The following is a 24,268-nucleotide window of genomic DNA, read 5'->3' on the forward strand; positions in this document are numbered from 1 at the left end:
GTGGCGCTGCGGGATCTGCGCCCCGCAGCCAGCCGTCAGCTGTAGTGGGCGACGGGCGTTCCGGCGATTGCCGCCATGTTCAGCAGCCCGCGGGCGGTGATCGAGGGGGAGACGATATGCGCGCGATTGCCCATGCCCATCAGGATCGGCCCGACCTCCAGCCCGCCGGCTCGCATCTTGAGGATGTTGCGCACACCGCTGGCGGCATCGGCATGGGCAAAGATCAGCACATTGGCCTCGCCCTCCAGTCGCGAATTCGGGAAGATCCGGCTCCGCAGCTCAGGATCCAGCGCGGTATCGATATTCATCTCGCCTTCGTAGATGAAATCGCGGGGCGTCCGGTCGAGGATGTCGATGGCGGCGCGCAGCCGTGCGCCGGAATCGCAGCTGGTATTGCCAAACTGCGATTGCGAACACAGGGCGATCTTTGGCTCCAGGCCAAAGCGACGTACGTGGCGCGCGGCGCCCAGAACCGTCTGCGCAATCTGTTCCGGGGTTGGTTCGATCCGCACATGGGTATCACCGATGAACAGCGGCCCGTCCTCAAGGATCATCAGTGACAGCGCCCCATGGGGCTCATAGCTGCCACCGCCAAGCACCTGGTTCACGTAGTTCATATGCCAGCGATATTCGCCAAAGGTGCCGCAGATCATGCTGTCGGCCTCGCCCCGGTGGACCATGATTGCGCCGATTGCCGTGGTGTTGGTGCGCATGATCGCCTTGGCCAGATCCGGGGTCACGCCTTCGCGCTGCATCACGCGGTGGTAGCTGGTCCAGTAGTCGTAGTAACGCGGATCGTTCTCCGGGTTCACGATCTGGACGTCGGTGCCGGGGCGGATGCGCAGGCCCAGCCGTTCACAGCGGGTTTCGATCACCTCGGGCCGACCGATCAGGATCGGCGTTTCGGTGGTCTCTTCAAGGATGCCCTGAGCCGTGCGCAACACCCGCTCATCTTCGCCCTCGGTGAAAACGATGCGGCGCGATGCAGCCTTTGCCGCCTCAAAGACGGGTTTCATCAGCAGGGCGGATTTGAACACGGTCTGGTTCAATTTCGCGCGGTAGGCGACAAGATCATCAATCGGACGCTGGGCGACACCGCTGTCCATGGCGGCCTTGGCCACGGCGGAGGACACCACACCGACCAGACGCGGGTCAAACGGCTTGGGGATGAGGTAGTCGGCGCCAAAGGTCAGCTGTTCGCCCTGATAGGCGGCTGCCGCCTCGGCCGAGGTGGTCATCCGGGCCATTTCGGCGATACCCTCGACACAGGCGATCTGCATGGCGTCGTTGATCTCTGTCGCGCCCACATCCAGCGCCCCACGGAAGATGAAGGGGAAGCAGAGGACGTTATTGACCTGATTGGGAAAGTCGCTGCGGCCGGTGGCGATGATGGCGTTGGGGGAGACGCTGCGCGCCACATCCGGCAGGATCTCGGGGTTGGGGTTGGCCAGGGCAAAAATGATCGGACGATCCGTCATCTTTGCCACCATCTCCGGTTTCAGCACATTCGGGCCGGACAGGCCGAGGAAGAGGTCCGCGCCCTCGATCACCTGATCCAGCGTGCGCAGGTCGGTTTTCTGTGCAAAGGCGGACTTATGCGGGTTCATATCCTCGGTGCGGCCTTCATAGACCAGCCCGTGCAGGTCGCAGAGCCAGATATTCTCACGCTTCACGCCCAGTTTCACCAGCATGTTGAGGCAGGCAATCCCCGCCGCGCCACCACCGGTGGAGACAATCTTGATGTCTTCGAATGTCTTACCCGCGACGTGCAGTGCGTTTTTGGCGGCTGCGCCCACGACGATTGCGGTGCCGTGCTGGTCATCGTGGAAGACCGGGATATTCATCCGCTCGCGGCAGATCTTTTCCACGATAAAGCAGTCGGGGGCCTTGATATCCTCAAGATTGATCGCCCCAAAGGTCGGCTCCAGCGCGCAGACGATATCGGCCAGCTTCTCCGGATCGCTTTCGTTTACTTCGATATCGAAACAGTCGATGCTGGCGAATTTCTTGAACAGGACGGCCTTGCCTTCCATCACCGGTTTCGAAGCCAGCGCGCCGATGTTTCCAAGGCCAAGGACCGCTGTCCCATTGGTCACAACCGCGACCAGATTGCCGCGCGACGTGTATTTCGCCGCGTCCGCAGGATCGGATTTGATTTCGATGCAGGCCTCTGCCACGCCCGGCGAATAAGCCCGCGCCAGATCGCGGCCATTGGCCATCGGCTTGGTTGCGCGGATCTCCAGCTTACCGGGGTTGGGATAGGCGTGATAGTGCAGCGCGGCATCGCGCAGGGTTTGGGTGTCGGACTTTGGATTTTTGGTCATCAGGCGCTCCAGAGACTATAGTTTAGCATTAAACGACTTTTGACGTTAGGGAAACAGACTATTCTCGTTGGGTGTTTAGGGGCTGTCGCAAGAGCTTGCGCCCGAGCGCGCTTGGTCTCACTGTGTGGCAAAAGACCAAAAGGGAGCGAAGAATGGCGGATACGATTGCGGAGCTGCGGCTGCCGACGCAGGAGCTGCGGGACGACATCCCGTTTTACACCAAAACCCTCGGGATGAAGCTGGACTCGATCTATCCGGCAGATGATCCGGCTATCGGGGTGTTTTCGGGCCATGGGCTGCGGCTGCGGATCGAGCGCGGCGCCGCTGAATCACCCGGCACAATTCGCATCCTGACTGATGATCCCGATGGGTTTGCCGGTGGTGCCCGTAGGCTGACCGCTCCCAATGGCACCCAGATTGAGATTGAAGAGCGCAACCCACCACTGGTGATGCCCGAAACAGTGCATAGTTTTGTGGTGCGGCGGCTGAAGGATCAGGCGCCATGGATCATCGGGCGCGCGGGTATGCACTACCGCGACCTGGTGCCTGACCGGCTGGGCGGCTCGATCATCGCCAGCCACATCCGCATTCCCGACGGCGGCCCGGTGCCGGATATGGTGCATTTCCACAAGGTGGGCTTTCAGCTGATCTTCTGTATCCACGGCTGGGTTGATGTCGTCTATGAGGATCAGGGAGACAAGATGCGGCTGACCGCCGGTGATTGCTTCATCCAGCCGCCGGAGATCCGCCACCGGGTGCTGGAGGCCAGCGACAATGTGCAGGTGATCGAGATCGGCGTCCCGGCCGAGCATGTGACCGAGATCGACCACGAGATGACCCTGCCGACGCCGCACTACCGTCCCGAACGCGAATGGCAGGGCCAGCGGTTTGTTTACAACAAGGCAGAAGGCGCCGAATGGGTGCCGTTCCGCCTGCCGGGCTACATCTGCCGCGACACGACGATTGCCGAGAATACCAAGGGCGTCGCAGGCGTGCAGGTGGTGCGCCGCGGAGAAGGCGCGCCGCAGTGGGCCGCGCATGACACCGATATCCATTTCACATTTGTCATGAACGGCACAGTCACGCTGGAGGGCGAGGGCCGCGAGCCTTATCAATTGGAACAGGGCGATGCCTTCGTCATTCCGCCGGGCATGAAAACCCGCCTCAGCGCGCCGTCGGATGATGTGGAACTGCTGGAGGTGACGCTTCCGGGTGTGTTCAACACCAGCTTGGCAGAGCCAACGGTCTGACCGCAGATCCTGGGTGGATCATCAGGCAATAGCGGTATTGGCCGGAGGATGTGATATTGTGGTTCAGCTTGGTCGAGGGGGCTTTCGCTCCTTCGGCAAATTCAGCTATCGTCTCAAATTCTGACCAGTTGATCAAAAAATCAGGGAATCGCCATGAGCCTCAAAGATGCTGCCACCGCCGTTCGTGAAAACGCACACGCGCCTTATTCCAACTTCAAGGTCGGTGCGGCGATCCGGGCAGCATCCGGGACGGTCTATGTTGGCTGCAATGTGGAAAACGTCGCCTACCCAGAAGGCACCTGCGCAGAAGCCGGTGCCATCGCCGCAATGGTTGCCGCAGGCGAGACAAAGCTTGAGGCGGCATATGTGATTGCCGATTGCCCGGCGCCAATCCCGCCCTGCGGCGGCTGCCGTCAGAAGCTGGCGGAGTTTGGCGCGCCCGAGGTGAAGGTGACGCTTGCCACCACAGATGGGCTGGAGCGCGAAACCACGATTGGCGATCTGCTGCCCGGTGCCTTTGGCGCGGACCATATGGAACGGAGCTGAGCCATGGACGCACGCGCGATCATCGCCAGCCTGCGCCGGGGAGAGACACCCGGCGATGAAGACCTGCGCTGGTTTGCCGAAGGATTGGCCAATGGGGCCGTCTCGGATGCGCAGGCGGGTGCGTTTGCCATGGCGGTTTGTCTGCAGGGGCTTGGCGTCGATGCGCGGCGGGCCTTGACGCTGGCAATGCGTGATAGCGGTGACGTGCTGCGCTGGGATCTGGATGGGCCGGTGCTGGACAAACACTCTACCGGTGGGGTCGGCGATTGCGTGTCGCTGCTGCTGGCACCCGCGCTGGCGGAATGCGGTGCCTATGTGCCGATGATCTCCGGTCGGGGTCTGGGCCATACCGGCGGGACGCTCGACAAGATGGAAGCCATTCAGGGTGTCAGCACCCAAGTGTCCGAACAGGGGCTGCGCAGCATGATGCAAAGCGTAAGCTGCGCCATCGTCGGGGCGACCGCAGAGATCGCCCCGGCGGACAAGCGGCTATATGCGATCCGTGATGTCACCGCCACGGTGGATAGTCTGGACCTGATCACCGCCTCGATCCTGTCAAAGAAACTGGCGGCCAGCACCGATGCGCTGGTTCTGGATGTAAAAATCGGCTCCGGTGCCTTTATGAAAACGCTGGAGGAGGCCGAGGCGCTGGCCCGCAGTCTCACTGAGACGGCGAATGCGGCCGGTTGTAGGACCTCGGCGCTGATCACTGATATGAACCAGCCTTTGGCGCCCGCGCTGGGCAACGCTTTGGAGGTGGCGGAGGTCATGCGGGTGCTGACCGGTATCTGCGGCCAGACGGGCGCCTTGGCGGAGCTGACGGCGGAGCTGGGAGGTGTCTTGTTGGCACATGGCGGATTGGCGGCGCAGAGCGATGCCGGGGCGGATATGATCCGCAAGGCCATTGCCAGCGGGGCGGTTGCCGAACGTTTTGCCCGAATGGTCGCCGCGATGGGCGGCCCGACCGATTTCGCGGACCACTGGCAGACAATTCTGCCGACGGCTCCGGTGGTACGCCCCATCACCGCAGATCGGGCGGGCCATGTTCACGCCATCAATGGCGAGGCGCTCGGCCTTGCGGTCGTGCGGCTGGGCGGCGGGCGGATGATCGAAAGCGACGTGGTCGACCCCTCCGTCGGACTGGCGGAGCTGGCGCCGCTTGGACGCACGCTTTCAGTCGGCGACCTGATTGGTGTGATCCATGCCGCTGATGAAGACGCCGCTGATGCAGCCGAGGCCAGCCTGCGCGCAGCCTATCAGCTGTCTGACAGCGCGCCTGAGCGGCTGCCGCTGATCTACAAGAGGGTTTCCTAATGGCGCGTGCGTTTCTGGTGGTGATGGATTCCGTCGGTATCGGTGGTGCGCCAGATGCTGGTCAGTATTTCAATGGCGATCTGCCGGACATTGGCGCCAATACGCTGGCCCATATCGCCCAGGCCTGTGCTGCGGGCCGCGCAGAGGAGGGGCGCAGCGGTCCGCTGCAGGTGCCAAATCTGGACCGGCTCGGGTTGGGGGCTGCCGTGGCGCAGGCCTCGGCGGTGCCTTGCCCTGATCTGGGTGGGGCGGAGATTATCGGGCGCTGGGGTGTCGCCCGCGAGATCAGCCGGGGCAAGGATACCCCCTCTGGTCATTGGGAACTGGCGGGCCTGCCGGTGCCTTGGGATTGGTGCTATTTCCCGGATCAGACACCCGCGTTTCCGGATGATCTGGTGGCCCATGTCTGCGCGGCGGCCGGAACCAAGGCTCTACTTGGCAATTGCCATGCCTCGGGTACTGCGATCATTGCCGAACATGGCGCCGCGCATATGCAGTCGGGGCAGCCAATCTGTTATACCTCTGCCGATAGTGTCTTCCAGATTGCCGCCCATGAGGAGAGCTTTGGTCTTGGCCGGTTGTTGGCGCTCTGCGAGGCGGTGGCCCCCTTTCTGCACGCGATGAAGGTGGGGCGGGTGATTGCGCGGCCCTTTGTCGGGACGCCCGAGACCGGATTTCAGCGCACCACAAACCGGCGTGACTACGCCATCATGCCGCCTGAGCCGATCCTGACCAATTGGGTGCAGGATGCCGGTCGACCAGTGCACGCCATCGGCAAAATTGGTGATATTTTCTCGATGCAGGGGATTGATACGCTGAAGAAAGGCGATGACGCGACGCTGATGCGCCATTTGCAGACGGCAGTGGCTGAGGCCGAGGATGGCAGCCTGACCTTTGCCAATTTTGTCGAGTTTGACAGCCTCTACGGGCATCGTCGCGATATCTCGGGCTATGCGCGGGCGCTGGAATGGTTTGACCAAGAGATCGGCAAGCTGCTGCCGCATCTGCGGGATGGCGACCTGCTGATCCTGACGGCCGATCATGGCAATGATCCGAGCTGGCCTGGCACCGATCACACCCGTGAACAGGTGCCGGTGCTGATGGCCGGCGCGGGCGCCGGACCGCTGGGCAATCTGGCATTCGCGGACGTGGCAGCGACCGTGGCGGACCATCTGAAAATCCCTGCTCAGGGGCCGGGCCGGTCGGTGCTGACCTGATTGAAGCGGGCGGATGAGATGGCGTCCTCGGCAGCGTCTGCGCGCTGAACGGCGCCCGAATTTGGAGCGGTTGGAGACGATCGCCGACAAATCCGCCTTGCCTGTCCCACAGTGCAGGCACTAAGAGAGATTGAATTTTCCTGAAAGGAGCGCCCAATGTCCGATCATCTGACCGTTGTCGACCACCCGCTGGTGCAGCACAAGCTCACCCTGATGCGCGACAAGGGCACCTCTACCGCCGGTTTCCGCCGCCTGCTGCGCGAGATTACCCAGCTGTTGGCCTATGAGATCACCCGCGAAATGCCGCTGACCACCACCACCATCGACACTCCGATGGAGGAAATGGAGGCACCCATCCTTGCGGGTAAGAAACTGGCGCTGGTGTCGATCCTGCGGGCGGGCAACGGGATGCTGGACGGCGTGCTGGAACTGATCCCCTCGGCACGGGTCGGCTTTGTCGGTCTCTACCGGGATGAGGAAACCCTGCAGCCAGTGCAATATTACTTCAAGGCACCCGAGGGGCTGAAGGACCGGTTGGTCATTGCGGTAGATCCGATGCTGGCAACCGGCAACAGTTCGGCCGCGGCCATCGACCTGCTGAAAGAGGCCGGAGCAAATGACATCCGTTTCCTCTGCCTGCTGGCCTCGCCCGAGGGGGTGGAGCTGATGAAGGAGAAGCATCCGGATGTGCCGATCGTGACGGCCTCGTTGGACCGGCAGCTGAACGAGAAGGGGTATATCCTGCCCGGGCTCGGCGATGCGGGTGATCGGATGTTCGGCACCAAATAAGCCTGCGGCCAGCGTGCAGCTCTTGGGGCGGCATGGACACCAGGCACGGCCACGAAGCCAAGGGCGTCTGGCAACAGGCGCCTTTTCCATGTCCGTCGGCTGACACACCCGGGCGCGGGGAGGGTAACGGCAGCGATGTCTCTGGGATCTTTCGTGAAATCGGGGAAACCCTGCTTTACTCAGATTCGCTTTTCGGGCATCCTGCGGCCATATGTTGTGGGGCTCTCGGATGACGCTTACTAGAATTATTGCAAGTGCTTTGATCGCGGCGGCCTGCTTCGGCACAGCAGAGGCGCAGTCGATCCGCCCCACGGAACCGCCGGCAGAATTTCCGCCCGCCTCCTTTGCAGGCAAGCAATATGTCGACAGTCGCGGCTGTGTTTTCATTCGGGCGGGGATCGACGGCAATGTCACCTGGGTGCCGAGGGTAACCCGCAGCCGCAAACAGCTCTGCGGCTTCCAGCCCACTGAGCTTGCTGCGGCCCCCAGTTCGTCGAGAGCCACTTCGGCTCCGGCGCCGGAGCTGATCACCCTGCCGGAGGGGCAGCGAGCGAATAATCTGGAAGGCGCCGCAACTGCAACTACAGAGCAGGTTGCAGCAGCGCGCGCGCCGCAGACCGTCACCACCACCAAGCCGCAGCGCAGTGCCGTGCGACAGGCAAAGCCGCTTCGGGTTGGCACATCAACGGCGAAGCTGCCGCGCCGGCAGCCACTGGATGATGCCTATCGTCCGCCTCTCAGTACCGTGACAACGGCCAGTTCGGCGCCGGGCTTTGGCCGCTGTCCCGGCGCGTCTGCCCTGAGCCAGCAATATATCAACCAGACGGGCAATGTGCGATGCGGGCCGCAGGGGGGCAGCAGCCGCCTGTCCTCGGTTCTGGATCCCAACACCCGCGTTGTTCCCAAGCATGTCTATCAGGAGCGCAGCCTGAGCCGAGGGCTGGTAGTGCCGCAGGGGTATCGCCGCGCATGGGAGGATGACCGTCTTAATCCGCGCCGGGCGGAGATGTCGCTGGGCGGCGTACTCGCGGCGGCCAACGATGGCGTGCCTGCGGGATATGTGCGGGTGATCCATCAGGATCGCTACAATCCGAACCGCGGACCGCAAACCGGCGCGATCTGGACGCGCACCGTCCCCCGCGAAGGCATTCGCCGTCCGGTCGATCGACCGGTTGTGAAGCTTTCGCAGAGACAGCTTGCAGGAGATGCGAGCACGTCCGTGGGCACCGATGAGGAGACCCTGGTCACCCGTCTGTCGACCCGGTCGGCGCCTTCCGGCGCTGCGACAACAGCGCGCGCGGCCTCGGCGTCGATGGCCAAACCTCAGTCATCTCCGGCTACGCGGTATGTGCGCGCGGCGACCCTCGCCGATGTAAGTCAGGCCGACGCCGTGGCTCAACGGTTGCGCCAAAAAGGGTTGCCGGTGCGTCTGGGTCGGGTCAACCGCAATGGTCAGAGCCTGCAGGTCGTTCTGGCAGGGCCTTTTGTCGGGGAGGCGGCGCAAGCGGCCCTGTCGACAGTGCGCGCGGCCGGGTTCTCTGGCGCGCGGCTGAGCAAGTAATCACGACGGTGGGTCCGGTCAGCCACGTTGTTTGGCCAATCTGCGTTCACGCAACGGAGCGGGGGCGGCTTGGCGCGGCGCTATGATTGCGCCAACCGCTTTTAGAACGTCAGAGATATTTGACTTTTTCGTCTCATCGTTAATCCAACACGGCCCCGGCCGAACTCCTCCTTCACAACATGGTCGCAGTATCGGCAAATGGCTCGCGGACGTTCTGTATTGTCCTAACAATTGCGCCGCGCCATTGTGCCAATATGCGTCAGCCCACAAAGCAGCAGTTAGATAGACGTGACCGCCGCAACGCCGATCTTCGAGTTCGGGGAAGCTCCCTTGCAAGGATTGCCTGCGAATTGGGAGTGACGGACTCTGCGGTACTTTGGTAGGCAAAAGAATGAGTAGATCGCAAAGATTGAGCAGGCGTTGGCCGACGCTGCGCAAACTACGCCAGAGCAGCTTACCCCTGATCTTTGCGAAGAAAACTAGAGCGGCCATCCATGGGCGACGCAGCGAAAGCGGGCAGTGAGCCCTGAGTTAAGGATACTGCAGAGCGTACAAATGCCCGCTCTGCAGTTCCTGTGAAGAAGAGGCGAACTGCTAGAAAGTGGTCGTCTATTCGATGCCAAGAGCAAACGGCGCGCCGTCTGGATCACGCAGAATGGTGCCATGGGCTTGAACAGTTCCCTCCACATCCACAGGAGCCGGACACGCGCCTTTGGCTTCAGCAGCACGGCAGGCATCGGCGACTGAAGCAACCTTGATGCACGGGACCCAAGCTGCATTTGAATCGGTTGGCCAGGTCGCGGCATGTTGGAGTGCAACAAGATCGCCCTCAGGCCCGAGGAGTGCAAGACAATCCGTGTCCTGCTCGGGAGAGACCTTCCATCCAAAAAGCTCTGCATAGAACGCCAGCGGGAAGTCAGTCCCGATGCCGACGTACACGTCAGGGCCGAACTGCCGGTGCGGAACAGGGAAGCTGTGCCGGGACAGCGAAATCCCGACCAGAGCACCGAGCGGATCGCGGACGAGTGCATTGCGACCGACACCCGGCACCTCGAATGGCTCCCGAACGATCTTGCCTCCGAGCGTGGCGACGCGTCTGACCGCCGCGTCCACGTCGGGAACCTCGATGTAGGCGATCCAGCCATTTTCCTGCTCGGCAGGCGTCTCGGCCAACCCCGCACCCGCTTCGTCCCCGGAGAGGGCGAGGATGAAATCCTTCTCGCCGCCTCCCCAGGCAAAATCCGTCGCCCGCTCGACTTCATACGTCCATTTGGCCACGTGCTGGTAAAATGCCATCGAACACGCCCTGTCCGATGTGAAAAGATCGTGCCATACGATTTGACCTGCTTTCGACTGCGTCATCGTCTTACCTCCTGACATCTTTGATTTTCTTGACGCCGCGCACCATTTTTCCGAACGCCTTGTCGCGCGACCTGCGTTCCGCAAGGCCCGCGGAGTTGAACGCGTCCTCCGCCATCAACTTACGCCATCTGCCAAGCCGACGGGCATCGAGAACGCCATCATCAACAGCCGTCAGAACCGCGCATCCCGGCTCGGTCTCGTGCTGACAGTCGTTGAATCGACACCGCGCGGCCAACTCCTGAATATCGGCAAAGAGATCATTGATTCCGTCCGCCGCATCGGTGAGCTGCAATTCCCGCATGCCCGGCGTGTCCAGGATCAGACAGCCATTGGGCATCGCATGAAGCTCACGCCGCGTCGTCGTATGCCGCCCCTTCGCGTCGTCCTCGCGAATGGTCTGGGTCTCGATGGATTGGCTGTCGAGCAACGCATTGGCCAGCGTCGATTTCCCAATACCGGATGAGCCAAGGAACGCTACCGTCTTGCCGGGCTTGCACCAGGTCGCAAGGTCTGTCTTCGGGGCAGAACCGCGCGCGTCAAGTGCGACGACGTCGATTATGTCCGACACCGCGCGGGCCGCGTCAATGTAGTCTTGAGGATCCGCCAAGAGGTCGGTTTTCGTGAGGACGATGACGGGCGTGATCCGCGCCTCGAACGCCAGGGAGGCATAGCGTTCAAGCCGGGCCAATTTGAAGTCCTGATTGCAGGACGTGACGATAAAGGCCGTATCAATGTTCGCCGCGATCAGTTGTTCCTGCTGGTCGGTGCCGGGCGCGCGCCGCTTGATAAGGCTGGCACGCTCAAGAGCCCTACTGGACCGCGGGTGCGACTGGTCCAGCAACAGCCAGTCGCCGACAGTCACATCGGCTCTGGGCGGAAGGATGGTATCGATGCCGTCACCAAGGGCGTGCAGCCCGCTGCGATGCACTTCGACAACTCGAACAGGAGGTGTCGCGGCCATGTCTTCCACGCTAACTTGCTGGGTGAAAAACGGTTGCCATCCTAGTGCCTGAAGGGGGCTGAGTTTGGCCTGTGATCCGGTGTCGCGCGCGCGACGCGGAAGGAAGTCTGAGTAATCCCTCGTCATAGGGTTTTCACTTTCATGTCTCTGGCCCAAGTCAATTTTGGGCGCCGATGGAAGGAAACGAGTGAGCACATCAAACCGACCCGTCAGCTACAAAGTGACGGCGATGTTTGCGATTTTGTATGTGCTCCGGGAGGCGCGCTGCCTCCCTTCCTTACCAGGACATGAAATCTCCATTACAGATGACGTGCAGATAGTGGGGAAACATGCACAACACAACCGTTGATGGCTGATTTGGAACTCGTATTCAGGTATCTGTAGCAGCCATTCAGCAGGAAAAAGGGTATGTCAGCTCCGTCGCATTCTGCTGACCCTGGAAACGTTCGCAGTGAAGTTCCGATCGGGATTCCGAATGCTTGACGTTTGCGTCAGTATTGCGTGAAGCAGCCCGGTGACAGGTTGCAGAAATCTCAACGCATCGTGTCAGAGATGCGAGGTGTTCCACACCGGTGCTGGTGGATCAGCCGCAGATGCTTTGTAGCTGCACCCAGTCGCGGTCATTCAGTACCGGCTGCAAGTCACGGCCCGCCATCGGATCGGCCTCGATCAGGCCGAGCACTGTTTCCCCGGTAATGTCCTGAGCGTAGGCATAGGGGCTGGAGGGAACGGCAGCACGGGCAAATTCAGCGAGTGTCGTGGCCTCGTCCGGCGTGGGGCGTGGCGCGCTGATGACGGTTTCCGCATAACGGTCGAGGGTTGCACGGGTCAGTTCACCGGTTGTGAGCATCCTGAAGGTGGCGCGAATGCCGCCCGCGGCCAGAAGCTCGGCCAGGGGATCTTTTTCCACCGCACGGGCGCGCTCCACCAGTACCGCGCCAGCTGCTACCGCCGGATCTTCGTGATCCTCCACCAGCTCGCGGTTCAGAAGCACGATGCCACCTGGCAGATAAAGGCTGCTGGCCACGCCGCTGCGCAGGATCACCAACTGACGCACATCCAGCCGCTCTGCGAGACGTTCCAGAATGGGCGCGGTCTCCAATGTGCTGCAGGCCTGACCTGACACCCGTTCGATCCGGCCAAGCAGCGCCTGTCCCAGCGCCTTGCGTTTGATGTCCGGCACCACATTCACTGTATGCGAGAGCAGCGCATCGGGCAGCCAGAACACCGCCAGACCGGTCACGACAGCCAGCGCCGACAGCAGCGTCACCGAGCGAAGGCGACCGGGGCGGGCACGAGCGCGGGTGAGGGCGGATTGCAAACGGTCGATTGCGTCCAGCATCGCGGTTTCATCTTCGGCGATCTCCAGCGTTTCGCCCTGATCTCCGTAAGGGTGGAACAACGCGGGGAAACTGCCGGGGTTCTGTCGCTCTAGTGCTGCCAGTGACCAATGGGCCAGTGGCCGGTCATTCATATCCGCAATGGTCAGGGTCGCGTCGCCAACCGAGACGATCACATCGCGCCGCTGCGCGTCAGGGGCAGCCCGCCACAGCGCAGCAGCTTCCAGCCGTTGATATTCCCGCAATGCCGTCATGAATGGGGCGCGTCCTCACCGTCGATTGTTCACAGATCAAATAGCACGCAGCCCCCAGCGTCAGCAATTGACTTTGCGGCAGTTCGCGCCTGCTTTGGTCAGGAAACCGGGTCAGAGAGCCTTGGCCTGCTGGCGCAGTTCGAATTTCTGGATCTTTCCGGTCGATGTCTTGGGAAGTTCTTGGAAAATCACCTGTTTTGGCGCTTTGAAACCGGCCAACGTTTCGCGCGCAAAGCGGATCAGTTCGGCAGGATCAACCTCCGCGCCGGGCTTCAACTCGACAAAAGCACAAGGCACTTCGCCCCATTTTTCGTCAGGTTTGGCAACCACCGCGGCTAGGTTCACATCGGGGTGCCCCATCAGCACGCCCTCAACCTCCACCGAGGAGATATTCTCGCCGCCGGAGATGATGATATCCTTGGCGCGGTCGGCGATCTGGATATAGCCATCGGGATGCTGCACGGCGATATCGCCGGAATGGAAATACCCCCCCTGAAAGGCCTCGGCGGTGGCTTCGGGGTTCTTCAGATATCCCTTCATGACCGAATTGCCGCGCATCACGATCTCACCCTGATCCTGACCGTTCATCGGAATCTGCTGCATATCGTCGGACATGACCGTAATGTGATCCATCATCGGGAAGGCCACGCCCTGACGCGCCTTGATCGCGGCCCGGCCCTGCTGGTCCAGCGTGTCCCAGCTGCCGCCTTTCCACAGGCATTCGGTGACGTGGCCATATGTTTCCGTCAGCCCGTAGACCTGCGTGACATGAAAGCCGATAGCCTCGATCTTTTGCAGGGTGGCCGGGGCGGGCGGGGCGCCGGCGGTGAAGACCTCGACCGTGTGATCAAAGCTGCGCCGGTCCTCTTCGGGTGCGTTCACCAGCATATTGAGCACAATTGGCGCACCGCCGAAATGGGTCACCCCTTCGTCGGCAATCGCATCGTAGATCGCGGGCGCGGTGATATCGCGACAACACACCAGGGTGCCACCTAGAACCGGCATCATCCAGGTGTGGTTCCAGCCGTTGCAGTGAAACAGTGGTACAATAGCAAGGTATTTCGGCTGCATCACCATGCGCCAGGAAATCACCGTGCCCATGGTCATCAGATAGGCGCCACGGTGATGGTAGACCACGCCTTTCGGGCGGCCCGTGGTGCCGGAGGTGTAGTTGAGCGCAAGGCTTTCCCATTCGTCCTGCGGCATGATCCAGTCGAAATCATGGGAGGCAGCGGCCAGAACATGCTCGTAGACCGGGTGCCGACCGGACGCCGGATAGGCTGCCTGATCATCCGGGACCTCAATGATCAGCGGTCCCGGGCCGTCGCAGGCTGCTTTGGCCTCTTCGGCGAGTGGCAGGAACTGGCTGTCGACCAGCACGACCTTGGCCTCTCCGTGGTCGAAAATATAGGCGACCGTGCTGACGTCGAGACGTGTGTTGATCGTGTTGAGAACGGCACCGCAGGCAGGCACGCCAAAATGCGCTTCGGCCTGGGCCGGCAGGTTGGGGATCAAGGTCGCCACCACGTCGCCGGGGCGGACGCCCATTCCCGCAAGCGCCGAGGCCAGCCGCGTGCAGCGATCATAATAGGCCGCATAGGTCTTGCGATGGCTACCGTAGATGACGGCAGGGACATCGGCAAACACATGCGCGGCCCGGCGCAGATGTGACAGCGGCGTCAGCGGCACATAGTTGGCGGCGGTTTTCTCCAGTCCCGACTCGTCCGACATCCAACCCATTTCGACCCCTCCAAGATGATTCATGCGACGTGGTTGCAAAATATTGCGCAAAGTTGCCCCCAATGAAAGGCGTAAGACATTTTTGTCTGACAGGGCCGAGGTTTCCATTGGTCTTCAAACCGCTTAGCCTGCCTGTCATGATCCTGTCGCCTGGCCGTTCCTATATCTTCGTGCATATCCCCAAGACCGGGGGCACCGCGCTGTCCCTCGCGCTGGAGGCGCGGGCAATGGCAGATGATCTCATGCTCGGCGACACGCCCAAGGCCAGCAAGCGGCGGCGACGCCTCAGAGACGCTAAAACCCGGGGCCGATTGTGGAAACACTCAACTCTTGCCGATATCGACGGTCTGGTGCCCGAGGCGCAGCTGCGCGGTCTCTTTGCCTTTACGCTGGTACGGAACCCGTTTGATCGGGTGCTGAGCCTCTATCACTGGCTGCGCGAGCAGAGCTTTGATCACCCTTCGGTCGCCCTGGCCAAAGCGTTGGCATTTCCCGATTTTGCCAGCGATCCCCGGATGCTTGCAGCGTTTCGTGCACATCCGGCGCGGTCATATATGCGGCGCGCGGATGGGGGCGAACAATGCGACTGCTATATCCGCCTGGAACATTTCGCACGCGATGCGGCCCCGCTCTTTGATCACCTGGGTTTTGAGCTTCAGCTGCCACGGGCCAATGTCTCAGACCGTCCCAGAGGCTGGCAGGACGCCTATACCGACGCGGCCCGCGCGGTGGTGGCTGAGGCCTGCGAGGCGGATCTTGCCCAGTTTGAATACTCTTTTAACGATTCACCGATAGACCAGTAGTCGAGAGATGGAATCACATGGGACGACGCAGGGTCCGAAGTCTTCGCCAAAATGGCGCATCTTCGATCCGCGACCATGATCATCTCTCCCGCGGGCGCGCCAGTGGCCGCCTATCGGACGGGTAACGTGACGGGTCATGCAGAACGTATGGCTGCCTTGGTGAAAGGGAAAACCGATGCTGGATTGGCTGCTGAAACGCAAGCTCTCTCCGATGGCCGAGGCTCTGGCAACAGAGTACCCGTTGGTCGCAGCCGGGCAGGGCGGGATCCTGTCGGGCACCCATGTGGCCTCACATCTTGGCTGGCGCCCGATTGAGGCTCTGGCCGTGGGCGACATGGTCCTGACCTTCGATCATGGGATGCAGCCCATAGTCGATATCCACCGCGAAACAATCCTGCTTTCCAGCGGTGGACCCAATCCGCTGACATGCCCGGTTCATATTCCGCAGGATGCGCTGAACAATCGCGCGCCGCTCTGGGTGATGCCGAACCAGGGGATCCTGATCGAGAGCGATCTTGCCTGTGATGGGCAGGGCGATCCGTTTGTTGTCGTACCCGCCTGCGCGTTGGAAGGGTACCGCGGCATTGGCCGGGTCGAGCCTGACACACGGGTCGAGATCGTGGTGCCACGGTTTGCACAGGATGAGGTCATCTATCTGGAGGCGGGTCTGCTGAGCTTTAGCGTGTCACCGCGTGACATTCTGTCGTTCGACACCAGCGCCTATGCCGAGCTTTATCGGGTTCTGGAGCCCGACGCTGCCCGCGAACTGGTGATCGACATGATCACCGAGGAAAGCGTCTGGGCCAATACATTGCCGATGGGTCCTGGTGGGCATGGTGCTGCGGAATACGCAGCGATGGTCTAGCCCGCGCTGTAATCCAACAAGTGAAAACAGAGACAGGACCGTCACCATATCGGAGGCGGTTTTTATTTTTCATAACCACTTAGGCGGCTTTCCTGATGTGAAAAAAGCGGCACCCGGAGGCGCCGCTTTCAGAGCTTTCAGACGTCATCTGACCTCAATCAGGCGGCCTTTTCGGCCTCCGGGCTGAACCGGCCATAGAAAGTCTGGCCTTTCTCAGCCATCTCGCGCAGCAGCGGCGGACAGGTGAAACGTTCGCCATATTTCGCGGTCAGCTGGTCGCAGCGCTCGGCAGCATATGGCGTGCCGATGATGTCCAGCCAGCTCAGCGGGCCACCGGACCAGGGCGCAAAGCCCCAGGCCAGGATCGCGCCAACATCCCCTTCGCGAATGTCCATCAGAACACCTTCTTCCAGCGCGCGCACGGCTTCCAGGACCTGTGCAAACATCAGGCGTTCCTGGACCTCGATCAGGTCCGGCTGTTCCTCGGCCAGCGGGTATTTTTCCTGCATGCCCTTCCAGTAACCCTGCCGCTTGCCCTTGTCGTCATAGTCGAAGAAACCAGCGTTGGACTTGCGCCCCAGACGGCCCTGTTCTTCCATCCAGAAGATCAGATCATCCGCAGCACTTTCGGGATAAGCATCGCCCATTGCCGCCTTGGTGGCGCGAGCGATCTTGGCACCAAGGTCAATCGAGGTCTCATCGGTCAGTTGGATCGGACCGACCGGGAAGCCCAACTGGCGTGCGGCATTGTCGATCAACGCAGGGGCAACGCCCTCGGTGATCATCCGCGCGCCTTCGTTCACGTAGGGGATGATGCAACGGTTGCAGTAGAAGAACCGGGCATCATTGACCACGATCGGAGTCTTGCGGATCTGGCGCACGTAGTCCAGCGCCTTGGCCACTGCGCGGTCGCCGGTTTTCTCACCCTTGATGATCTCCACCAGGAACATTTTTTCCACCGGCGAGAAGAAGTGAATGCCGATGAACTGCTCTGGGCGCACCGAGGCTTCGGCCAGACCGGTGATCGGCAGAGTCGAGGTGTTGGAGGCAAAGATGCAATCGTCGGGGATGATGGCCTCGACCTTCTTGGTCATCTCCGCCTTGACGCCGGGATCCTCAAAGACCGCTTCGATGATCAGATCGCAGCCCTTGAGATGGTCCAGATCAGGGGTTGCGGTGATGCGTGACAGCATCGCCTCTTTCTTGTCGGCCGTGACTTTGCCGCGCTTGATGCCCTTGTCGAGATAGCTTTCGGTATAGGCCTTGCCCTTGTCGGCGGCGGCTTGATCACGGTCGATCAGAACAACCTCCATCCCGGCCTGAGCGGAGACCAGCGCGATACCGGCCCCCATCATGCCAGCGCCCAGAACGCCGATTTTCTTGACCGACTGATCCTCGATGCCCGCCGGGCGCACAGCGCCTTTTTCCAGCGCTTCCTTGTTGAGGAAGAGCGAGCGGATCATCGCCTCGGACGAAGGGTTCATCAGCACATGGGTGAACCAGCGCGCCTCAATCTTCAGCGCGGTGTCAAAGGGCACGAGCGCGCCTTCATAGACCGCACTCAGCAGCGCTTTGGCTGCCGGGAAGGCGCCAAATGTTTTGCCATGCACCATGGCTGCTGCACCAAGGAAGGTCATGAAGCCCGCAGGATGATAGGGCGCGCCACCGGGCATCTTGTAACCCTTGGCATCCCAGGGTTTGACGATATCGGCGTCTTTTGCCTCCAGAACCCAGGCGCGTGCGGCGGCCAGCGGATCCTCGACCACTTCGTCGATGATGCCTGCGGCCTTGGCTTTTTGGGGATCGACCAGCTTGCCTTCCAGAAGGAAGGGCGCAGCGTTCATGGCACCCATCTTGCGTACCAGACGGGTGGTGCCGCCTGCACCGGGGAAGATGCCGACCATGATCTCCGGCAGGCCGATTTTGGCCTTGGGGTTGTCAGCCGCAAAGATGCGATGCGTCGACAGCGGCAGTTCCAGACCAATGCCAACAGCAGTGCCGGGCAGGGCTGCTGCCACGGGTTTGCCACCCTTGTTGGTTTTCGGATCCATGCCGGCCCGTTCGATCTTGCGCAGACCGTGGTGCATTTTCATGATGCCTTCGAACAGACCACGGGCGGGTTCGTCACCGGCATCCTCTTTCATCTTGGCCAGCACATTGAGATCCATGCCGCCGGCAAAGTCTTTCTTGCCCGAGGTGATGACGATGCCCTTGACGGCCTCATCTGCCAGCGCGTCGTCAACCAGCCCGTCGAGGTCTAGCATCGCCTGACCGTTCAGAACGTTCATGCTTTTGCCGGGGCAGTCCCAGGTGATGATGGCGACGCCGTCGGCGTCTTTTTTCATTGTGAAATCAGACATATCTTAGTCTCCTGTCGCCTGGGTTACACGCGTTCGATGATGGTGGCCGCGCCCATGCCGGACCCGATGCAGAGTGTCGCAAGACCGGTTTCGCGGTCGCTGCGCTCCAGCTCATCCAGCAGTGCGCCGAGGATCATGGCGCCGGTCGCACCAAGTGGGTGGCCCATGGCAATCGAGCCGCCATTGACGTTCACCTTGTCATGGTCGACGCCAAAGGCCTGCTCGAACCGCATGACGACGCTGGCAAAGGCCTCGTTGACCTCAAAGAGGTCGATGTCACCAATCTCCATGCGATTGTCGCGCAGGATCTTCTCGGTGACGGGCACGGGGCCGGTCAGCATGATGGTGGGGTCGGTGCCGATCTTGGCTGTGGCCTTGATACGGGCGCGCGGTTTCAGGCCCATCGCCTCGCCGAACTCCTTGTCGCCAATCAGTACGGCAGCGGCGCCGTCGACGATGCCGGAGGAATTGCCCGCGTGGTGGATGTGATTGATCCGCTCCAGATGCGGGTATTTCAGCATCGCGATCTTGTCGAAACCGGGCATTTGCTCACCCATCATCTGGAACGAGGGGTTCAGACCGCCGAGCGACTGCATGTCGGTGCCGGGGCGCATGTATTCATCGTGATCGAGAATGGTCAGCCCGTTGATATCGCGCACCGGGACAACGCTGCGCGCAAAACGCTTGTCGTCCCAGGCCGCCTTCGCCCGGCGCTGGGATTCCACCGCCATGGCATCGGCATCATCACGCGAGAAACCATATTCGGTGGCGATGATATCTGCCGAGATCCCCTGGGGCACAAAGTAGTTCTCGATGGCAATCGCCGGATCAACAGCAATGGCACCGCCGTCCATGCCCATGGGGACACGGCTCATGGATTCAACACCGCCGGCGATGTAGGCATGACCAGCACGTCCCCGCACCTGGTTGGCGGCCATGTTGACGGCTTCCAGACCCGAGGCGCAGAAGCGGTTGATCGACACGCCGGGGATCGATTCATCCAGATCAGAGGCCAGAACAGCGGTCCGCGCCAAGCAGGCGCCCTGTTCGCCAACCTGGGTCACATTGCCCCAGATCACGTCCTCGACTGCGTGGCCTTCCAGATTGTTGCGCTCCTTCAGAGCGTTGAGCGCCACCGCAGAGAGACGCGCGGCCGTTACTTCATGCAAGGATCCATCCTTGCGGCCTTTGCCACGCGGGGTGCGCACGGCGTCGTAAATATAGGCTTCGGTCATATCAGTCTCCTCAGGCTCGGTCCGACGGGTTGCCGGGCATTAGGTCGTAGGGGGCTTTCCAGCCCGGTTGTGCGCTCAGCCGCGAGAGCCAAGCGTCAATATGGGGCCATTCGGCTCGATCAAAGCCGAAGGGTTCGGGGTAATAGAGATAGGAGCAGCAGGTCAGATCGGCATTGGTCAGCCCATCGCCGACAATCCAGCTTCGCCCCTCAAGATGTTTGTCCAGGATCGCGTAGGCGCCTCGCAGACGGCCCTGAAGGAAGGCGATGACCTCCTGCGGGCGTTTGTCTTCCGGCAGGAAATTCATCAGGAACCGGCACAAGCCTGCGTTTGAGGACAATTTGTGATTGTCCCATAGCTGCCAGCGCAGGATCTCGCGCTTTTCCTCGACAGTGGCGCCGCCGAACCGGCCATAAGTGTCCGACAGATACTGCTGGATCACCCCGGATTGGCTGAGTGTCAGATCGCCATCCACCAGCACCGGGCATTCTCCCATGTCGTTGATATCTCGACGGAAGGCATCACCCCGGGTGGTGCCGCTGAAAAAATCCACAAACACCGGCTCCCAGTCGATCCCGGCCAGTTCAAGAGCCAGGGCGGCCTTATAGGAATGGCCGCTTTCACCGAAACAATGCAGTTTGAGTGTCATATGTTGCTCCCTGTGTCTGCTGGCGGAGCGGGGGTTTCACACCCCCGCACCGCCGTGGAGTATTTCTGGAAAGATGACGGAACCTTCACTCCGTATTAAGGTAGATGGCGTCAGCATGGTCCTGCGGAACAGGCTGGAGAGCCGATGACCGTGGAAGGTGACGGCGCGCCGACCCATTAGGCGGAGAGCTCGGGGGGAGGCGCGTCTCATCCTGTCATCTTTCCCCAAATACTCCCGCCGGAGGCTTCCGGCATCTGCGTCCATATGTGCAGCCCGAAGCCTCACAGGGACCTCGCGATCAATTCCTTCATGATCTCATTGGTGCCGCCATAGATGCGCTGAACGCGGGCATCTGCCCACATCTCGGCCACGGCATATTCCTGCATGAACCCGTAGCCGCCATGCAGCTGGACACATTCGTCGAGCACCTCACCTTGGGTATCGGTGATCCAGTATTTGGCCATCGCCGCCTTTTCCACGGTCAGCTTGCCCTGCAGATGTTCGACCATACATTCATCAAGGAAAGCACGGGCAACCTTTGTTTTTGTCTGGCATTCGACCAGTTTGAACCGGGTGTTCTGAAACTGCGTCAGCGGCCCGCCAAAGGCCTCGCGCTCCTTGCAATAGGCGATCGTGCGTTCAACCGCCCCTTCCATGGCACCGACGGCGCCACAGGCGATGATCAGCCGTTCCTGCGGCAGCTGCTGCATCATCTGGTAGAAGCCCTGACCCTCGGCGCCGCCGAGGATGTTTTCCGGCGCAATCTCGACATTGTCGAAGAAGAGTTCCGAGGTATCTGCGGCATGGCAGCCGATCTTGTCGAGGTTGCGGCCGCGGCTGAAACCCTCTGCGCCATCGGTCTCAACCGCCACCAGCGAGATGCCCTTGGATCCTTCGGTGGGGTCGGTCTTTGCCGCCACCAGGATCAGATTGGCGTGCTGGCCATTGGTGATGAAGGTTTTCTGACCGCTCAGCCGGTAGGCGTTGCCATCTTTGACCGCTTTTGTCTTGATCCGCTGCACGTCGGAGCCGGTGGAGGGTTCGGTCATGGCCAGAGCGCCGACCAGCTCGCCGGTGATCATCCTGGGCAGCCAACGCTGTTTCTGCTCTTCGGTCCCATAGGCCAGCACGTAATGGGCGACGATGCCGGAATGGATCCCGTGGCCCCAGCTGGCGAGATTGGCGCGGCTGCCTTCGATCAGGATTGCGGCTTCATGGCCAAAATCACCACCGACGCCGCCGTATTCTTCCGGTACGGAGGGGCAGAGCAGGCCAAGGGCGCCAGCTTCATTCCAGGTGGAGCGATCCATCATGCCTTGCTTGCGCCAGGTCTCGAATTTCGGGGCCCATTCGCGGGTGATGAACTGGGCGGTCATATCCGCCAGCATCTGATGCTCTTCGGTCATCCAGCTGGATTTTTGCTCTGCGCTCATGGGGCTCCCCTTTGGTGGCTGTCTCGTGCCTTGTGGCATCTGTTTTCTTTGGACGGTGTGGGCCGGCCTATTTCTTGCGGTCCTCAAGCTCGGCATTGAAGAGCCGCAGCCGGTGGGTGAGGTTGTCGCGATCTGTGACGCTGTCGAAATTCTCAAACAGGAAGGAGAGGGCTTCGCCTTCGTCGAGGCCGGCCTCCTGCGAAAATCGGCGCAAGCGGCGATAGCCGTCTTCGGTCATGGCTACCGGCAGGCGGCGCGTGAGGCGAAAGCGTTTGGGCATTGTCTCTCCTCCGATTGCGACGCCCTGGTTCTGGCGCCCCGGATGGCCCGGATCGCCTGTTATCCTGCCGCCCCGATGATCAGACGGGGGCGGTGTCGGAGACCCTCACGAAAAGGGGCTCCGAGATGATCAAACTGCGCTTCAGAACTGGTCTGCCGCCAGTGCCATCACCGTGTCGCCGCCGGTCTGGATACGGCTGAGGTGCAGCGCCGTCGCAGGCAGCCTGCGTGCCATGTAATACCGCCCGGTCGCGATTTTTGTCTCGTAGAACGCGGCGTCAGAAGACCCGGCGTCAAGCTCTGCCTGTGCGGCCTTGGCCATCTCCGCCCACATCAGGCCGAGGCAGACGTGACCAAACATGTGCATGAAGTCATAAGACCCAGACAGCGCATTGTTCGGGTTGGTCATGCCGTTTTGCATGAAATACATGCCAGCGGCCTGAAGATCCTTAGACGCGGCTTTCAGAGGGTCGATGAACTCCTTGCTGTAAGCGTCGGAGATGTCCCCGTTTTCTTTGCAGAAATTCTTCACCATCTCGAAGAAGGCCATGACATGTTTGCCGCCATCCTGCGCCAGCTTGCGGCCGACCAGATCCAGCGCCTGAACGCCATTGGCGCCTTCGTAGATCATCGCGATCCGGGCATCGCGGGTGTATTGCGACATGCCCCATTCTTCGATGTAGCCGTGACCGCCGTAGATCTGCTGAGCCTGAACGGTCATGTCATAACCCTGATCGGTCAGGAAGCCTTTGATGACCGGTGTCAGCAGCGAGATCAGCCCGTCGGCATTCTTATCCTCGGCGCGATGCGCCTGGTCGATCATCTTTGCGCCCCAGAGGATGAATGCGCGCGCGCCTTCGGCAAAGCTTTTCTGATCCATCAGGTTGCGGCGGATGTCCGGGTGGACGATCAGCGGGTCTGCCGGGCCTTCCGGGTTCTTGGCGCCGGTCACATCGCGACCCTGAAGACGGTCCTTGGCATATTCCAAGGCGTTCTGATAGGCGGCGTCGGCCTGAGCCAGACCCTGCATGCCAACGCCGAGGCGGGCTTCGTTCATCATCGTGAACATGGCGCGCATGCCCTTGTGCTCGGTGCCGAGCAGGTAGCCGGTTGCGCTGTCGTAGTTCATCACACAGGTCGAGTTGCCGTGGATGCCCATCTTTTCTTCGATCTTGCCAACGGAGACGCCATTGCGTTCGCCGAGCGAGCCGTCCTCGTTCACCATGAACTTCGGTACGATGAAGAGCGACACGCCTTTGATGCCCTCGGGGCCGCCAGGGATCTTGGCTAGCACCAGATGGATGATGTTGTCGGCCATGTCGTGATCGCCGGAGGAGATGAAGATCTTCTGACCGGTGATCTTGTAGCTGCCGTCATCCTGCGGTTCGGCCTTCGTGCGCATCAGACCCAGATCGGTGCCGCAGTGCGGTTCGGTCAGGTTCATCGTGCCGGTCCATTCGCAGGACACCATTTTCGGCAGATAGGTATCTTTCTGGGCGTCGCTACCATGGGCGAGGATCGCCGACGCGGCGCCATGGGTCAGGCCCTGATACATGGTGAAGGCCTGGTTCGCAGCGGAGAACATCTCGCCCACGGCTGTGCCCATGATATAGGGCATGTTCTGGCCACCGTATTCTTCCGGCATGTCGAGACCGGTCCAGCCGCCTTCCTTGACCTGCTCAAACGCAGCCTTGAACCCGGTCGGTGTGTAGACGACGCCATTTTCAAGGCGGCAGCCTTCGGTATCGCCGACGGTGTTCAGCGGGTGCAGGACTTCGCTGGAGATCTTGCCTGCTTCTTCCAGCACGGCATTGGTGAAATCGGCGTCCAGCTCGTCATAGCCGGGAATGGCGCTTTCAGAGATCTTCAGAACATTGTGAAGAATGAACTGAGTGTCTTTGATCGGGGCGGTGTAACTGGGCATCGCGGTCCTCGCTGTGGTTCTGCGGTGTCTGTCTGGTTGCCTCTCCCATCTTGGGACAGGCA

At 61.1% G+C, this 24,268-nt stretch carries 19 protein-coding genes; 8 read left to right on the top strand and 11 right to left on the bottom strand.

Annotated elements, in window-relative coordinates; all coding sequences use genetic code 11:
• Positions 1-35: 35 nt before the first annotated feature.
• A complete protein-coding gene (locus tag VWZ85_RS09870) occupies positions 36-2,324 on the bottom strand; it encodes an NADP-dependent malic enzyme (protein WP_340545257.1) in 2,289 nt (762 codons plus the stop codon).
• Between the two features lie 152 nt (positions 2,325-2,476).
• Between VWZ85_RS09870 and VWZ85_RS09875 the strand changes: the two genes are divergently transcribed.
• From VWZ85_RS09875 to VWZ85_RS09900, 6 genes are all read left to right on the top strand, one after another.
• Positions 2,477-3,574: a cupin domain-containing protein gene (locus tag VWZ85_RS09875; RefSeq protein ID WP_416588094.1), complete on the top strand. Its 1,098-nt coding sequence runs from the start codon at positions 2,477-2,479 to the stop codon at positions 3,572-3,574.
• Between the two features lie 153 nt (positions 3,575-3,727).
• Positions 3,728-4,120: a cytidine deaminase gene (locus tag VWZ85_RS09880; protein ID WP_340545259.1), complete on the top strand. Its 393-nt coding sequence runs from the start codon at positions 3,728-3,730 to the stop codon at positions 4,118-4,120.
• Between the two features lie 3 nt (positions 4,121-4,123).
• The gene (locus VWZ85_RS09885; protein WP_416588095.1) at positions 4,124-5,434 is read left to right on the top strand and encodes a thymidine phosphorylase; all 1,311 of its coding nucleotides are present in this window, start codon (positions 4,124-4,126) and stop codon (positions 5,432-5,434) included.
• Complete coding sequence (locus VWZ85_RS09890; RefSeq protein WP_416588097.1) at positions 5,434-6,651, top strand: phosphopentomutase; 1,218 nt, start codon at positions 5,434-5,436, stop codon at positions 6,649-6,651. The genes VWZ85_RS09885 and VWZ85_RS09890 overlap by 1 nt, the downstream gene beginning before the upstream one ends.
• Positions 6,652-6,807: 156 nt before the next feature.
• Positions 6,808-7,440 carry a uracil phosphoribosyltransferase gene (gene upp / locus VWZ85_RS09895; RefSeq protein ID WP_014874324.1) on the top strand — a complete coding sequence of 211 codons (633 nt, stop codon included), beginning with the start codon at positions 6,808-6,810 and terminating at the stop codon, positions 7,438-7,440.
• 229 nt (positions 7,441-7,669) lie between these two features.
• A complete protein-coding gene (locus VWZ85_RS09900; protein ID WP_416588100.1) occupies positions 7,670-9,001 on the top strand; it encodes an SPOR domain-containing protein in 1,332 nt (443 codons plus the stop codon).
• A 609-nt stretch (positions 9,002-9,610) separates the two neighbouring features.
• Here the strand turns inward: VWZ85_RS09900 and VWZ85_RS09905 are convergent.
• The 4 genes from VWZ85_RS09905 to VWZ85_RS09920 form a co-directional block, all read right to left on the bottom strand.
• Positions 9,611-10,363 (bottom strand): VOC family protein, encoded by a 753-nt coding sequence (locus VWZ85_RS09905; RefSeq protein WP_416588101.1) that lies wholly within the window; start codon positions 10,361-10,363, stop codon positions 9,611-9,613.
• Positions 10,364-10,367: 4 nt separating this feature from the next.
• On the bottom strand, positions 10,368-11,450 hold the full coding sequence (gene rsgA / locus VWZ85_RS09910; RefSeq protein ID WP_416588104.1) for a ribosome small subunit-dependent GTPase A: 1,083 nt from the start codon (positions 11,448-11,450) through the stop codon (positions 10,368-10,370).
• A gap of 457 nt (positions 11,451-11,907) precedes the next feature.
• Entirely contained in the window at positions 11,908-12,918 is a 1,011-nt protein-coding gene (locus VWZ85_RS09915; protein WP_340545265.1) for a hypothetical protein, read from the bottom strand.
• A gap of 111 nt (positions 12,919-13,029) precedes the next feature.
• On the bottom strand, positions 13,030-14,658 hold the full coding sequence (locus tag VWZ85_RS09920; RefSeq protein ID WP_416536245.1) for an AMP-binding protein: 1,629 nt from the start codon (positions 14,656-14,658) through the stop codon (positions 13,030-13,032).
• Positions 14,659-14,795: 137 nt separating this feature from the next.
• Between VWZ85_RS09920 and VWZ85_RS09925 the strand changes: the two genes are divergently transcribed.
• On the top strand, positions 14,796-15,461 hold the full coding sequence (locus VWZ85_RS09925) for a sulfotransferase family 2 domain-containing protein (RefSeq protein ID WP_416588107.1): 666 nt from the start codon (positions 14,796-14,798) through the stop codon (positions 15,459-15,461).
• A 175-nt stretch (positions 15,462-15,636) separates the two neighbouring features.
• Positions 15,637-16,326, top strand: coding sequence for a Hint domain-containing protein (locus tag VWZ85_RS09930; RefSeq protein ID WP_416537375.1), 690 nt, complete (start codon positions 15,637-15,639; stop codon positions 16,324-16,326).
• 158 nt (positions 16,327-16,484) lie between these two features.
• Here VWZ85_RS09930 and VWZ85_RS09935 read toward each other — a convergent pair whose 3' ends face one another.
• The 6 genes from VWZ85_RS09935 to VWZ85_RS09960 all read right to left on the bottom strand — a co-directional run bounded on the left by VWZ85_RS09935 (position 16,485) and on the right by VWZ85_RS09960 (position 24,206).
• Positions 16,485-18,686 carry a 3-hydroxyacyl-CoA dehydrogenase NAD-binding domain-containing protein gene (locus VWZ85_RS09935; RefSeq protein ID WP_416588109.1) on the bottom strand — a complete coding sequence of 734 codons (2,202 nt, stop codon included), beginning with the start codon at positions 18,684-18,686 and terminating at the stop codon, positions 16,485-16,487.
• A 23-nt stretch (positions 18,687-18,709) separates the two neighbouring features.
• A complete protein-coding gene (locus tag VWZ85_RS09940; RefSeq protein WP_416588112.1) occupies positions 18,710-19,921 on the bottom strand; it encodes an acetyl-CoA C-acetyltransferase in 1,212 nt (403 codons plus the stop codon).
• A 10-nt stretch (positions 19,922-19,931) separates the two neighbouring features.
• Positions 19,932-20,570, bottom strand: a complete 639-nt coding sequence (locus tag VWZ85_RS09945) for a glutathione S-transferase family protein (RefSeq protein ID WP_416588115.1) — start codon at positions 20,568-20,570, stop codon at positions 19,932-19,934.
• 281 nt (positions 20,571-20,851) lie between these two features.
• Positions 20,852-22,003 carry an acyl-CoA dehydrogenase family protein gene (locus tag VWZ85_RS09950; protein WP_416536233.1) on the bottom strand — a complete coding sequence of 384 codons (1,152 nt, stop codon included), beginning with the start codon at positions 22,001-22,003 and terminating at the stop codon, positions 20,852-20,854.
• A 67-nt stretch (positions 22,004-22,070) separates the two neighbouring features.
• On the bottom strand, positions 22,071-22,283 hold the full coding sequence (locus tag VWZ85_RS09955; RefSeq protein ID WP_340545272.1) for a hypothetical protein: 213 nt from the start codon (positions 22,281-22,283) through the stop codon (positions 22,071-22,073).
• A 141-nt stretch (positions 22,284-22,424) separates the two neighbouring features.
• On the bottom strand, positions 22,425-24,206 hold the full coding sequence (locus VWZ85_RS09960; RefSeq protein ID WP_416536231.1) for an acyl-CoA dehydrogenase C-terminal domain-containing protein: 1,782 nt from the start codon (positions 24,204-24,206) through the stop codon (positions 22,425-22,427).
• Positions 24,207-24,268 lie beyond the last annotated feature (62 nt).

The organism is Phaeobacter sp. JH20_29 (genome assembly GCF_048056175.1).
Classification (GTDB): Bacteria; Pseudomonadota; Alphaproteobacteria; order Rhodobacterales; family Rhodobacteraceae; genus Phaeobacter; species Phaeobacter bryozoorum.

Excerpts from the sequence above, each read along its gene's own strand:
- VWZ85_RS09900 (WP_416588100.1), top strand. The coding sequence starts at position 7,670 with ATGACGCTTACTAGAATTATTGCAAGTGCTTTGATCGCGGCGGCCTGC.
- VWZ85_RS09940 (WP_416588112.1), bottom strand. The coding sequence starts at position 19,921 with ATGACCGAAGCCTATATTTACGACGCCGTGCGCACCCCGCGTGGCAAA.
- VWZ85_RS09870 (WP_340545257.1), bottom strand. The coding sequence starts at position 2,324 with ATGACCAAAAATCCAAAGTCCGACACCCAAACCCTGCGCGATGCCGCG.
- upp (WP_014874324.1), top strand. The coding sequence starts at position 6,808 with ATGTCCGATCATCTGACCGTTGTCGACCACCCGCTGGTGCAGCACAAG.
- VWZ85_RS09930 (WP_416537375.1), top strand. The coding sequence starts at position 15,637 with ATGCTGGATTGGCTGCTGAAACGCAAGCTCTCTCCGATGGCCGAGGCT.
- VWZ85_RS09915 (WP_340545265.1), bottom strand. The coding sequence starts at position 12,918 with ATGACGGCATTGCGGGAATATCAACGGCTGGAAGCTGCTGCGCTGTGG.
- rsgA (WP_416588104.1), bottom strand. The coding sequence starts at position 11,450 with ATGACGAGGGATTACTCAGACTTCCTTCCGCGTCGCGCGCGCGACACC.
- VWZ85_RS09920 (WP_416536245.1), bottom strand. The coding sequence starts at position 14,658 with ATGGGTTGGATGTCGGACGAGTCGGGACTGGAGAAAACCGCCGCCAAC.
- VWZ85_RS09960 (WP_416536231.1), bottom strand. The coding sequence starts at position 24,206 with ATGCCCAGTTACACCGCCCCGATCAAAGACACTCAGTTCATTCTTCAC.
- VWZ85_RS09885 (WP_416588095.1), top strand. The coding sequence starts at position 4,124 with ATGGACGCACGCGCGATCATCGCCAGCCTGCGCCGGGGAGAGACACCC.
- VWZ85_RS09935 (WP_416588109.1), bottom strand. The coding sequence starts at position 18,686 with ATGTCTGATTTCACAATGAAAAAAGACGCCGACGGCGTCGCCATCATC.
- VWZ85_RS09890 (WP_416588097.1), top strand. The coding sequence starts at position 5,434 with ATGGCGCGTGCGTTTCTGGTGGTGATGGATTCCGTCGGTATCGGTGGT.
- VWZ85_RS09955 (WP_340545272.1), bottom strand. The coding sequence starts at position 22,283 with ATGCCCAAACGCTTTCGCCTCACGCGCCGCCTGCCGGTAGCCATGACC.
- VWZ85_RS09950 (WP_416536233.1), bottom strand. The coding sequence starts at position 22,003 with ATGAGCGCAGAGCAAAAATCCAGCTGGATGACCGAAGAGCATCAGATG.
- VWZ85_RS09905 (WP_416588101.1), bottom strand. The coding sequence starts at position 10,363 with ATGACGCAGTCGAAAGCAGGTCAAATCGTATGGCACGATCTTTTCACA.
- VWZ85_RS09875 (WP_416588094.1), top strand. The coding sequence starts at position 2,477 with ATGGCGGATACGATTGCGGAGCTGCGGCTGCCGACGCAGGAGCTGCGG.
- VWZ85_RS09945 (WP_416588115.1), bottom strand. The coding sequence starts at position 20,570 with ATGACACTCAAACTGCATTGTTTCGGTGAAAGCGGCCATTCCTATAAG.
- VWZ85_RS09880 (WP_340545259.1), top strand. The coding sequence starts at position 3,728 with ATGAGCCTCAAAGATGCTGCCACCGCCGTTCGTGAAAACGCACACGCG.
- VWZ85_RS09925 (WP_416588107.1), top strand. The coding sequence starts at position 14,796 with ATGATCCTGTCGCCTGGCCGTTCCTATATCTTCGTGCATATCCCCAAG.